The 12,156-nt window shown below is 72.2% G+C and carries 11 protein-coding genes; 4 read left to right on the forward strand and 7 right to left on the reverse strand.

Going from position 1 to position 12,156, the window contains the following annotated elements:
- Positions 1 to 20: 20 nt before the first annotated feature.
- The gene (locus tag JYA75_RS23975) at positions 21 to 245 is read right to left on the reverse strand and encodes a hypothetical protein (RefSeq protein WP_203329457.1); all 225 of its coding nucleotides are present in this window, start codon (positions 243 to 245) and stop codon (positions 21 to 23) included.
- Positions 246 to 502: 257 nt separating this feature from the next.
- The gene (locus tag JYA75_RS23980) at positions 503 to 898 is read right to left on the reverse strand and encodes a nitroreductase family deazaflavin-dependent oxidoreductase (protein WP_203329458.1); all 396 of its coding nucleotides are present in this window, start codon (positions 896 to 898) and stop codon (positions 503 to 505) included.
- 384 nt (positions 899 to 1,282) lie between these two features.
- On the opposite strand from JYA75_RS23980, the gene JYA75_RS23985 reads away from it, so the two are divergent.
- From JYA75_RS23985 to JYA75_RS23995, 3 genes are all read left to right on the forward strand, one after another.
- Positions 1,283 to 1,912 (forward strand): class I SAM-dependent methyltransferase, encoded by a 630-nt coding sequence (locus JYA75_RS23985; RefSeq protein WP_203329459.1) that lies wholly within the window; start codon positions 1,283 to 1,285, stop codon positions 1,910 to 1,912.
- A 155-nt stretch (positions 1,913 to 2,067) separates the two neighbouring features.
- Entirely contained in the window at positions 2,068 to 3,030 is a 963-nt protein-coding gene (locus JYA75_RS23990) for a ferritin-like domain-containing protein (protein ID WP_203329460.1), read from the forward strand.
- 298 nt (positions 3,031 to 3,328) lie between these two features.
- Positions 3,329 to 4,306: a pseudouridine synthase gene (locus JYA75_RS23995; RefSeq protein ID WP_065922848.1), complete on the forward strand. Its 978-nt coding sequence runs from the start codon at positions 3,329 to 3,331 to the stop codon at positions 4,304 to 4,306.
- A gap of 224 nt (positions 4,307 to 4,530) precedes the next feature.
- Here the strand turns inward: JYA75_RS23995 and ychF are convergent, their stop codons facing one another.
- Genes ychF through JYA75_RS24010 form a run of 3 tightly spaced genes read right to left on the reverse strand, consistent with a single transcriptional unit; the run spans position 4,531 to position 6,677 of the window.
- Positions 4,531 to 5,610 (reverse strand): redox-regulated ATPase YchF, encoded by a 1,080-nt coding sequence (gene ychF, locus JYA75_RS24000; protein ID WP_006934885.1) that lies wholly within the window; start codon positions 5,608 to 5,610, stop codon positions 4,531 to 4,533.
- 12 nt (positions 5,611 to 5,622) lie between these two features.
- The gene (locus tag JYA75_RS24005; protein WP_029542249.1) at positions 5,623 to 6,231 is read right to left on the reverse strand and encodes a class I SAM-dependent methyltransferase; all 609 of its coding nucleotides are present in this window, start codon (positions 6,229 to 6,231) and stop codon (positions 5,623 to 5,625) included.
- A gap of 29 nt (positions 6,232 to 6,260) precedes the next feature.
- Entirely contained in the window at positions 6,261 to 6,677 is a 417-nt protein-coding gene (locus tag JYA75_RS24010; RefSeq protein WP_029542247.1) for a hypothetical protein, read from the reverse strand.
- A 127-nt stretch (positions 6,678 to 6,804) separates the two neighbouring features.
- Here JYA75_RS24010 and JYA75_RS24015 point away from each other — a divergent pair, with 127 nt between their 5' ends.
- The gene (locus JYA75_RS24015; RefSeq protein WP_043799175.1) at positions 6,805 to 7,983 is read left to right on the forward strand and encodes an AI-2E family transporter; all 1,179 of its coding nucleotides are present in this window, start codon (positions 6,805 to 6,807) and stop codon (positions 7,981 to 7,983) included.
- Between the two features lie 10 nt (positions 7,984 to 7,993).
- On the opposite strand, the gene JYA75_RS24020 is transcribed toward JYA75_RS24015, so the two are convergent.
- Positions 7,994 to 10,969 (reverse strand): SMC family ATPase, encoded by a 2,976-nt coding sequence (locus JYA75_RS24020; RefSeq protein ID WP_203329461.1) that lies wholly within the window; start codon positions 10,967 to 10,969, stop codon positions 7,994 to 7,996.
- On the reverse strand, positions 10,966 to 12,141 hold the full coding sequence (locus tag JYA75_RS24025; protein WP_203329462.1) for an exonuclease SbcCD subunit D: 1,176 nt from the start codon (positions 12,139 to 12,141) through the stop codon (positions 10,966 to 10,968). The genes JYA75_RS24020 and JYA75_RS24025 overlap by 4 nt, the downstream gene beginning before the upstream one ends.
- Positions 12,142 to 12,156 lie beyond the last annotated feature (15 nt).

A 12,156-nucleotide genomic window follows, 5' to 3' on the forward strand; every position in this document is an offset into this window, starting at 1 on the left:
TCCCCAGCCGGGACCGGAGATCACACGACGGCGACCAGCACCGCGGCCAGCCCGCCGACGAGCAGCACCACCGAGATCCCGATCAGGAACGACCCGGCGATCGACGCCGCCACCAGTCCCCCACCGAGGCCGAAGAGCGTCAACAGAATCCACCCGACCCCGGGGCTCTCGACGAGCGGGGCGGCCCGCTCGGAGGACACGGTTCGCTCGGAGGACACGGTGGGGGATGCCGGTCTGGTCGCCATGGTCACGTCCCAACCTCGTGCGCACCGCCCGGTCGTCGCCCGACCGTTGCTGCTGATGCTCCTGAGCCTGACGTGCTCGAGCATGCCTCCCTACGGTGACATTCCCACCCCTGTCGACATCACCGAACGGCAACAAACGGTCACAAATGAATAACAGACCCGGGAGGGTCTGCCTCGGATCCGGCCGCCTCTCCGGGGGCGCCCCGGTTCCGGTGAGGTTCGGTTCCGGAGAGGTTCGGTGCCGGAGGAGGTTCGGTTCAGCCCTCGGACGCACCGTACGGGGCGAGTTCGAACACCGGGTGGCGGTCGGCCTCGGCCGCGAATTCCTCCGGGGAGGCATTCTTGTCGGCCTGGAAGTAGTCCCGGGTCGCGGATGCGATGGCCACGTACTTCTGCAGGACGGGTCCGGCCTCCCGCGCCGACACCTCCCGGATCGTGTAGTGACGGGTGCGGAACCTGCGGGTCAGGCCGATGCGGCCGGAAGCGCGCGCGTTGAGCACCCAGGGCACCACACCGTAGGGCGCTACCAGCCAACGCCGGCCCGCATGCTCGACGACCGTGACCGGGTTGGCACGCTTCCGGCCGGTGCGACGACCCCGGGTGGTCAGCAGGTACGAGTACGGGACGACGCCGGCCCAGACCAGCGCGCTCATCAGGGCGTTCTCCAGGCGATGAGCCGGCCCCTGCGATACCGGCGGATCGGCCGCGCCGCGCCGGGGCGGTTCCCGGGGCCGGGCCCCTCGTCCGGAACCGGACGGTCGGGCTGGGCAGGGGAATTCACATCGCGGGAACTCACGTCGCGCTCCTTTGCACCGGAGGTCGGGCGAGCAGGGTGCACGACTCCCACCACGGCCGTCGTCGTCGGATTCGTACCACCGGAGATTTGCCCCCGGGCGCGGAAATGTCAACCTGCCCGAGACCGGTCGGTGACCGGGCATCGGGCGGACGGGCATCGGCGGGCCGACTCCCCGGTGCCTAAGGTGGGCCGCACAGGTGACCGCGGCGTGCCGCGCGGCCGAATCGAGGAGGAACCGACGATGAGTGCACGTACTCCCAGCGATCACACCCCCAGCCAGTGGGAGGAGATCACCGCTGCCGATCCCGCGCATTCCACGTGGTACGTGGAGCGTTTCCGGTCGATGGCGGCGGAGGGCAAGGACATCGTCGGGGAGGCACGCCTGGTCGACGCGATGCTCGGCCGCGGCGGACGGGTCCTCGACGCGGGGTGCGGACCGGGCCGGCTCGGTGGCTATCTGCACGATGCCGGTCACGTGGTGGTCGGCGTCGATGTCGATCCGGTGCTGATCGCCGCCGCGGAGGAGGATCATCCCGGCCCGACCTGGCTCGTCGGTGATCTCGCCGAGCTGGATCTGCCGGCCCGCGGGGTCGCGGCCGATTTCGACCTCATCGTCTGCGCGGGCAACGTGATGACGTTCCTGGCGCCGTCCACCCGGGGTGCGGTACTGGCGGGCTTCGCCCGTCATCTCGCGCCCACCGGTCGGGCGGTCGTGGGGTTCGGGGCCAACCGGGGCTACGAGTTCCCGCAGTTCCTCGCCGACGCCGCGGCCAACGGTCTCGTGGTGGACCTGAAGCTCTCGACCTGGGATCTGCGCCCGTTCACCGACGAGTCCGAGTTCCTGGTGGCGGTGATGTCGCGCGCGGACTGATCGCCGGCGTCGGGGCCGGACCAGCAGGACCCGATCACATCCCGCTGGATGTGTCCTCCCTCACACCGTGTTACCCGTCGGTAGGAGCCGGGTAGCCGAATCGTGTCACGTCGGTGAGCCCCATCGATGACATCGACCGAAGGAGCGAACGCACGATGACCAAGACCGACACCGCTACATTGCTCACACAGCTGCGAGCACTGCTCGACCTGACCAACACCGAGATCCAGGTCGCCGAGACCCGCATTCCCCAGGCCCGCACCGACGCGGTCCGCCGCGAACTGACCGAGAACGCCGCCAACGGCCGGGCCCGCGCCGAAGCCATCGAGCGCACCATCCGTGAGCTGGGTGGACTGCCCGACGTCATCGGCCCGTTCGTCGGCCGCGCCGCCGCCGCGGTGAAGGCCATGGCCGAACAGGCCCAGCCGTTCGACGAGGCACTGCTGGGCGACCTCGCGCTCGAGCACCAGCTACTCGACCGCGCCCGCTACCTCAAGGCCCTCGCCACGGCGGCCCAGGCCCCCGCGGTCGTCGGCCTGGCCGACCGGCTGATCACCGCCCACAGCGCGACCGTGGAGTGGCTGACCACCGTCCTGGCCGAGGACGCGCTCGGCGGACCCGCCGCGCTGCGGCGCACCCCGATGCAGGCCGCCGCGGGCGCCGCGGTCCGCATCGTCAACCTGCCCGTGACGTGGTCCGCGCGCGGTATCGACCGCGCGATCGACGCCGCCCGCTCGACGCGGCCCGCCCTCGGCGCGCTGCTGGCGCGCGGCGCCCACGCCGGCGACGTCGCCACGAAGACCCTGACGGCCAGCCGGGACGCGGCGCTCGAGACCGCCGAACGGATCACCCACCGCGAAGGTGCGGACGGGACCGCCCGGGCGATCCACACGGCCCGCAGCGCGACCGGAATCCTCACTGCCGACGAACTCCCGATCCCCGACTACGACAGCCTCAACGTCTCCCAGGCGGTCGCCGCCGTCAAGGAACTGACCGAACCGGCCGACGTGCGCGCGATCGTCGCGTACGAGGAGGCCCACAAGAACCGGCACGGCGTCGTGTCGGCCGCCCAGACCCGCCTGGCCGCCATCGCCCAGGAGGTCGTCGGGCTCCACTGATCACACGCCCCAGGAGATCGCCGGGTTCCGCGCCGCGGGGCCCGGCGGTCACTTGTGAGCCGGGCAGTCCCGCGCGGGCGGGAATCTTCCCCGGTCCCATTGCGTACGTGGATGATTCGACGCACCGCGCGACCGGCTGCGAATCCCGGTGCCGGAAGGGATCAACCACGAACCACAGGATCCCCGGGCACCCTCCCGGAAGCATCCGGTTTCGGACGTCGGCGGCACACCGAGGAATCTGCCGCCTCACCCCACGTCTCGTCGCGACCCGCGGCGGGACGAGACGGCAGGCGGTGGGATGATGACGGGCGTGCCGATGCCCTCACCGCTCCCCGTCAAGAACGGGGTCGGACCGACGCGCCTGCGCGTCCCGACGTCCGGTCCGTGGGCAACGATCGCCGCGTACGTCGTCGCGAGGTTCGACCACCTGGACGCCGACGACCTGTACCGGCGGTTCGACGCCGGCGAGATCGTGGGCTCCGACGGCAGTGCGATCGGTCGCGGCACCGCGCTGGGCGCGCATCGGTTCGTCTGGTACTACCGCGATCTGCCGGTGGAGGAACCGATGCCGTTCCACGAGGAGATCCTGCATGTCGACGACGACCTCGTCGTGATCGACAAGCCGCACTTCCTCCCGACCACTCCGGGCGGACGATACCTGCGCGAGTCCGCGCTCGTCCGGTTGCGGACCCGCCTCGACAACCCGGACCTGACGCCGATCCATCGACTCGACCGAGCGACCGCCGGCCTGGTGATGTTCTCGGCCCGTCCCGCGACGCGCGGCGCATACCAGTCGCTGTTCGAAAAGCGGCGGGTCGTGAAGGTTTACGAGGCGGTGTCGGCGCGACCACCCGGGTGGGACCCGGACGCACCGGCGCTTGCCGGGCGCGCCCTGCCCATCGTCTACCGCAACCACATCGAGGCGCGGCGCGGGGAGTTACGGGTGGTCGTCGACAACTTCCGTGAGCCCAACGCCGAGACGGTGGTCGATGTGAGTGGGACCGGCGTGAGCGCCTCCGGACGTGCTGTGCTGCACACGGTTCTGCGTCCACACACCGGACGGATGCACCAGTTGCGGGTGCATCTGGCAGCGCTCGGCGCCGGGATCCTGGGCGACCGTTGGTATCCCGACCTGCTGCCCGAGGCCCCGGACGATCATTCCCTCCCACTCCAATTGCTCGCGCGGGAACTGGAGTTCAGCGATCCGCTGTCGGGGACGCCGCGAAGGTTCGTCACCCGCCGGACGCTGAGCGAGGCACCCGTGCCGGGGCGCTGAGCGCCGCGCGTGCGCGGCCGGGTGACGTCGCGCTCGGCAACCCGGTGGACGCGACGGCCGAGGTCGCCGCCCGGATCGAGCAGTTGCGAGGCGAGAAGAAGCGGTCGGCGCGGCGCATCGCCCTCGCGCCGGCCACGGCATCGGGCACATCCACCGCATCGTCACCGACACCGGCTCGTGAGCAAACGCCGAGCCGGTGCCGCCAACGTCGTGGCCTCTTACATCTAGACGTTGAAGCGGAACTCCACGACGTCGCCGTCCGCCATCACGTAGTCCTTGCCCTCCATGCGGACCTTGCCCCGGGCCTTCGCCTCGGCCATCGACCCGGCCGAGTCGAGGTCCTCGAAGGAGACGACCTCGGCCTTGATGAAGCCCCGCTCGAAGTCGGAGTGGATGACGCCGGCGGCCTGCGGTGCGGTCGCACCCTGCGGGATGGTCCATGCACGAGCCTCTTTCGGCCCGGCGGTGAGGTAGGTCTGCAGACCGAGAGTGTGGAAGCCGACGCGGGCGAGCGAGTGCAGGCCCGGCTCGGTCTGGCCGATGGACTCGAGGAGCTCCTGGGCCTCGTCGGGCTCGAGTTCGATCAGCTCGGATTCGACCTTCGCGTCGAGGAACACACAGTCGGCCGGGGCGACAGCCGCGCGGAGCTCCTGCTGCTTCGCCTCGTCGGTGAGCACCGCCTCGTCCGCGTTGAACACGTACAGGAACGGCTTGGTCGTCATGAGGTTCAGCTCGCGCAGCAGGCCGAAGTCGAGCGAGTCCTTCGCCGCGAACAGGGTCTTCCCCTCGTTGAGCACGCCCTGGGCCTTGACGGCCTCGTCGAACTGCGGCTTGAGTTCCTTGTTCTTCTTCGCCTCCTTCTCGAGGCGCGGCAGGGCCTTCTCCAGGGTCTGCAGGTCGGCGAGGATCAGCTCCGTCTCGATGATCTCGATGTCCGCGAGCGGATCGACGCGGCCGTCGACGTGGACGACGTCGTCGTCGGCGAACACCCGCACGACCTGGCAGATGGCCTCGGCCTCCCGGATGTTGGCGAGGAACTTGTTACCGAGCCCGGCACCCTCGGAGGCGCCCTTGACGATGCCGGCGATGTCGACGAACGACACGGTCGCGGGCAGGATCCGCTGCGACCCGAAGATCTCGGCGAGCCGCTCCAGCCGCGGATCCGGCAGTTCGACGACGCCGACGTTCGGCTCGATGGTGGCGAACGGGTAGTTCGCGGCAAGCACTTCGTTCTTGGTCAGCGCGTTGAACAGCGTCGACTTTCCGACGTTGGGAAGACCGACGATTCCGAGGGTTAGGCTCACGGAATCGATATTCTACGTGGTCGCGGTCGCGCCCCTTCCATCCCCACGGCGTGCGACGGCCACCAGCCACTCGGCGTCGTCGTGCCACGGCCGCAGGTCCCAGGTGGCGAAGCGGTGCTCGAGGCTCAGGCCGGCGGCCGCGAGGTCGGCGGCGAACTGCGACGGGCGGTATGCCGCGCCGGTGGTGAAGCCGGCGACGAACACCCCACCGGGACGCAGATGCGCGGCGATCCGCTCGAGCACGGTCCGCTCCGAACCGGGCGCGAGGAACACCATCACGTTGCCGGCCGAGACCACCGCGTCGAACCGCTCGCCCGGCAGATCCAGCTGTGCCAGGTCGGCGAGATGCACGGTCAGCTCCGGGTGCGCCCGGGCCTCCTCCACGAGCACCGGGTCGAGGTCGACGGCGGTCACGCTGTGGCCACGCCGGGCCAGCTCGAGCCCGACACGGCCGGTGCCGCAGCCGGCGTCGAGGATCCGCGCGCCGCGCGGAACGAGCACGTCGACGAACCGGGCCTCCCCGTGCAGATCCGTCCCCGCATGGGCGAGCTCGGCGAACCGCTCGATGTAGGCCCGGGAATCCCCGGCACTGCGCTCGGACTGCCATCGCGTCGCGGACATGGGCCCGATGCTAGCCCGGGCCGCGGGCGTCAGCAGGCGACGCGGACGAGCTGCGAGATCCGGCCGGCCTGCTCCTCGGTGGGAGCGGTGTCCCCGTTCTGTGCCAGCTCCCCGACCTTCGCGATCACCTCCTGATCGCTCGCGCCGGAGTCGATCAGTGGGCACGTCTCGATGACGATCGCCTCGATGGAGGCGTCGTCGCGGTCGGCGGCGAGGTTGGGATAGCCCGTGCGGAACGCGGCGACGAACGTCGCGAGCTTCGCCTCGTCGAAGGCGCCGCGCGCCCGCTCGGCCACGCTCGACGCGGCGGAGGCGAGGCTCGAGGCCGCCCCGCCGAGCGTCGTGCGCGCCGCATCGGATTCGTTCGACGCGTCGTCACCGGAACTGCAGGACACGAGCACGACGGCCGCGGCACCCGCGGCCAGCACGGCGGTGAGCTTCCTCATGATCAGAGCCTGCCACGATCCGGGTGTTCGCGCCGGTGAACCGCCCCGCGGGGCGCGGTTCCCGTAGATTGCAGACGAGCCCGATCCACGTCGTCGAGAGCATCGGAAGGACCGTCCGTTGAGCGATGTGCAGAGCACCGAGCGGAAGCCACCGGCACCGAAACCGGACCGCACCACGCTGATCGCCTCCGGCGGGTTGACGCTGGCGAAGTGGTCGGCGGCGTTGGTGGTGATCGCGGCGGGCGCACTGGTCATCGGCTGGATCATCGAGAAGATGTGGGTGATCGTCCTGCCCGTGGCGCTGGCGATCGTCATCGCCACGATGCTGTGGCCGCCCACCCGCGGCATGATGAAGCGCGGCGTGCCGCCGGCGGCCGCGGCGGGCCTGACCCTGTTCCTGTTCTTCGCGATTCTCGGCGGCATCATCGCCGGCATCGTCCCGTCGGTGGTGGCGCAGGCGCCGGAGCTTGCGAACAAGACCACCGACGGCATCAACAAGGTGCTGGACTGGGTGCAGGGCCCCCCGGTCAATCTGAAGGACGAGCAGCTCGAGAACGCCACGCAGGTGGTGATCGACAAGGTCCAGGAGAGCGGCGCGACCATCGCCAGCGGCGTGTTCACCGGTGTCAGCACGGCCGGTTCCCTGCTGGTGACGATCGGTCTGGTACTCGTCCTGGTGTTCTTCTTCATCAAGGACGGCCCGCGGTTCATCCCGTGGGTGCACGCCGTCGGCGGCGGTCGCGCCGGGCGGCACCTCGAGGAGGTGCTGATCCGGATGTGGAACACCCTCGGCGGTTTCATCCGCACCCAGGCGCTCGTCAGCTTCATCGACGCGTTCTTCATCGGCCTGGGGTTGGTCATCCTCGGGGTGCCCCTCGCGCCCGTGCTGGCGATCCTCACGTTCATCGGCGGGTTCATCCCGATCGTGGGTGCCTTCGTCGCCGGAGCGCTCGCCGTCCTCGTGGCGCTGGTCGCGAACGGTCTGACCACCGCGATCATCGTTCTCGTCATCATCATCGCGGTGCAGCAGCTCGAGGGGAACGTGCTGCAGCCCGTGCTGCAGTCACGCAGCATGCACCTGCACGCGGTGGTGGTGCTGCTCGCCGTCACCGCCGGGACGTCGCTGTTCGGGATCATCGGCGCGTTCCTCGCCGTCCCCGTCGCGGCCGTCGCCGCGGTGGTGCTGCGCTACGTCGGCGAGCAGATCGACGAACGCAGCGCCGCGCCGGAGGAGCCCGAAACTGCCGGGGAGGAGACCCCGGCGCTGCCGCCGGGACCGGCGGCAGCCGAGCCGGGCCCGGCCTGATCGGCGGGGCTCAGCTCGCGATCTCCACCGTGGATCCGGTGCGGCCGCGCACGACGTGCAGGCGGCTGGGGATGCGCTGACGCATCTCGTCGACGTGGCTGACCACGCCGACGACGCGGCCGCCGGCGCGTAGCTCGTCGAGCACCCCCATCACCGCGTCGAGCGCGTCGGCGTCGAGCGTGCCGAACCCCTCGTCGATGAACATCGTGTCGAGCACCAGTCCCCCGGATTCGGCGGCGACGACGTCCGCGAGCCCGAGGGCCAGCGCCAGCGACGCCTGGAACGACTCGCCGCCCGAGAGGGTCTTCGTCGACCGCACCGCACCGGTGTACTCGTCGTGGATGTCGAGGCCGAGGCCGCCGCGCTTGCCGTGCGTGCCGGCGGCATCGGTGTGCACGAACTCGTAGCGGCCACCGGACATGCGCCGCAGCCGCACCGACGCCGACTCGGCCACCTCCTCGAGGCGAGCCGCGAGGACGTACGAACGCAGCGACATCTTGCGCGTGTTCTGCCCGGTGCCCGCGACGACGTCGGCGAGCGCTGCGAGTTCGGCCTGCTCGTCCCGCAGCGGCACCAGCTTGGCGTACTCCTCTTCGAGGCGCGCCGCGAACTTCTCGATGTCGGCGTGGCGCCGCTCGGCCTCGGAGGCCGCGGACACCGCCGCGGCCAGCGCGGCCGCGCTCCGGGTGACCGCCGCCTCCGGTTCCGTCAGGTCCACCGGGTCGTCGCCGACCCGGGCGGTCTCCGGGTCGTCGAGCACGGCCTGCGCGGCCGCACGCCGGTCCGCCGCCGCGCGCAGGGCCTGCTCGATCTCGCGGAGGCGCGAATCGGGGCGCACCGCCGAGAGTGCCTGCTCGATGCTCGCGAACCCGGCCCGTTCGGCGGCTGCCGCCGCCTCCTGGGCCCGCTCGCGCGCGACCGTCGCGGCGTTCGCGGCCCGCACCCGGGCGTCGAGCAGGTTCGCCGCGGCGCCGGCGAGCGCCGCGATCCGACGTCGGCGGGCGGCGAGGGAGTCCTCGACACCGGCCGCCGTGGTGATGCGGGTGCGGATCTCGTCGGCCTCTGCCGCGGCGCTCTCCTCGCGGTGCGCGGCCTGGGCGGCTTCGACGTCCACCGCGTGCGCCTGCTCGCGCAGGTCCGCGTCGAGCCCGCGCAGCCGGGCGATCTCGCCGCGATGGCGCTCGCGTTCGGCGGCGGTGGCCGCCGTCGCGGCGTGCGTGGCGGCGGCCGCGGCCCGCATCTCGGTGAGCGTGTCGAGACCGGCGTCACCGCAGCGCTGCCGCAGCACCGCGACGGTGTTGGCCGCCTCCGCGACCGCCGCCTGCGCCCGCGTCAGTTCCGCGGCGGCTCGCTGCTCGGCCTCCCGGGCGGCGTCTTCGTCCGCCTTGGTCGCGGTGTCCGAGGCCGGCCGGGCCGGGTTCGGGTGCGCCGTGGCTCCGCATACCACGCACGGACGCCCGTCGACCAGATCGGTGGCCAGCTCGGCGGCCATCCCGGCGATGCGGCGCTCGCGCACGTCGAGCAGGGCGGTGCGGGCGTCGTGGTGTGCGTCGCGCAGGGCGACGACCTCGGCCTTGAGGCGTCGCAGCCGGGGGGCCCGGTCCTGGAGTTCGGTGGCGGCCGCGAGGGCGTCGGTGGCCCGCGCCAGTTCGGCCTCGAGCCGGGGCAGGGTGGCCGCGGCCCGCTCGGACCGGCGCGCGGCCTCCTCCGCGGCGTCGCGGCGGCCCGGAAGTCCCTCCAGTTCCGCGGCGATCCGCTCGGCGCGCACGGCCAGGTCGCGCCGCTGCTGCTGCAGGGCGACGCGGTCGGCCTCGAGCCGGGTCAGGCGCTGCTCCTGTTCGAGCAGGGCGTCGAGGCGGACCACCTCTGCAGACCACCGCTGTTCGTGGGGGCGGATCAGAGCGCGGTCGGTTTCGGCGGGGGAACCGTCGAGCTCCGCGACGAGGGCCTGTCCCTCCCCGTCGGCGGCGAGCGGGGCGGCCGCGGCCACCGCGGCGGCGTGTGCGGCGGCGGCGGCCTCCGCGGCGCGGTGCGCGTCGCGGGCAACGTCGACGACCGGCGCCGCCCGCCGGGCCGTCTCGAGTTCCGTGGACAGGGTCTGCAGCTCGCCGGCCGCGGCATCGAGGTCGGCGAGTTCGGCGACCGCGCGGGCGCGTCGTTCCTGGCACCGTCGCAGCTCGGTCGCCTCGGCGAGGACCGCCCGGTCGCGGGTGTCGTCGGCGCGCGCGACGTCGAGCGCCGCGAGCGCAAGATCGCGGCTCTCGGCGGCGTCGTCGCGCAGCCGGTGCGCCCACACGACCGGTTCGGCGTCGGCGCCGGCCTCGAGGCCGGCCGCGGCGCTGACCTTGGCGAGCAGCAGGTCGACGGCGCGTTGCTGTTCTTCGAGGCGTTTGGCGGCGGTGCTGCGGCGGTCCTTGAACCAGCGCTCGACGGAGCCGAATCGGGTGGTGTCGAACAGCCGCTCGAGCAGCTTGCCGCGGTCCTCGCTGTCGGCGCGCAGGAACTTCGCGAACTCGCCCTGCGGCAGCAGCACCACCTGGAAGAACTGCTCGGCACTCATCCCGAGCAGGCGCCGGACGGCCTCCCCGATGTCGGGCAGCCGCGAGAGGTGCTCGCCCGAGCCGTCGAGCCAGGTCAGGCTCGCCTTGGCATTCTGCTTGACGGTCCCGGTCCCGCGCAGCTTCGGGCGCTCGTAGTCGGGGCTGCGCACGATCCGCAGCCGCCGGCCCGCGATGGTCGCCTCGAGACTCACCTGCGGTGCGGTGCCGGCGGGAGCGTGGTCCGACAGCAGCCGGCGTCCGTCGGCGCGGGCCCCGGGCACCGTGCCGTACAGGGCGAACGCCACCGCGTCGAGAATGGAGGTCTTGCCGGCGCCGGTGCGGCCGTGCAGCAGGAACAGCCCGTCCGCGCCGAGCTCGTCGAAGTCCACCCGCACGGTGTCGGCGAACGGCCCGAACGCGGTGATCTCCAGCTGGTGCAGCCTCACGCGGACGCCTCCCCCGGTGCGACGGTCTGCTCGGTCCCGACGCCCGCGGCACGGTCGACGTCGCGCAGCGCCTCCTGCACCCAGCGCAGCTCCCGCTCGGACGGCTCCGATCGCACATCGGCCAGGAATCCGCGGGTGACGTCGAGGTCGCTTCGGCCGCGCACCTTCTGCCGGTAGGTGACGGTCGATGCCGCGACGGGCGGTTCCCACTCGACGTGGACGGCACGGGGGAAACGGGACTGCAGCCGACGCATCGCGTCGAGGGGGCGCACGGCGTCGGTGAGGACGGCCGAGACGTAGTGGTCTTCCGCCCCGGTGTGCGCGACGTCGGTGAGCAGGTCGTCGAGGACGCCGGTGAGACGGCTCAGGCCCCGCACGACCGGCAGGTCGACGCGCTCGACGGCCGCCCGCCCGGTGGCGTCCAGATCGACGAGCCACACGGCCTTGCGGTGGGTGCGTTCGCCGAACGAGTACGGCAGCGGCGAGCCCGAGTAGCGGATGTGCTCGGCGACGGTCTGTGGGGAGTGGAGGTGACCGAGCGCGACGTAGTCGACGCCGTCGAACGCCGACGCCGGGACGGTTTCGACGCCGCCGACCGAGATCGACCGTTCGGAGCCGGCGGCCTCGGCGCCGACGACGAAGGCGTGGGCGAGCACCACGGCGCGAACGCCGCGGGCGCGCGCGTCGGCGCGGACCCGGTCCATCGCCGCCCCGAGGATCTCCGCGTGCGAGCGGGCCTCGGGCACCCCCAGTTCGGCGCGGGTGATCTCCGGCTCCAGATAGGGGATGCCGTAGAAGGCGACGGTGCCGTGGGCGTCGTCGAGCAGGACGGGCCGGTCGACCTGGGAGACCCGGGTGATCAGGTGCAGCCCGCCCTCGGCGGCGAATGCCGCGGCGGCGCCGAGACGGACGGGTGAGTCGTGGTTGCCGGACGTCGCGACGATGACGGCGCCGGCCCGGCGGATCGCCTCGAGTCCCGCGTTGCACACCGCGACGGCATCCGCGCTCGGGATGGACCGGTCGTAGACGTCGCCGGCCACCACCACCACGTCGACGCGCCGCTCGGCGACGAGGTCGGCGAGGGCAGCGAGGGCCTGCGCCTGGTCGGACAACAGGTCCACGCCGTGGAAGGTGCGGCCGATGTGCCAGTCCGAGGTGTGCAGGATCCGCATGCCGTCAGACCGTAG

Origin of the sequence: Rhodococcus sp. PSBB066 (assembly GCF_017068255.1) — a bacterium.
GTDB classification, from domain to species: Bacteria; Actinomycetota; Actinomycetes; order Mycobacteriales; family Mycobacteriaceae; genus Rhodococcus; species Rhodococcus aetherivorans.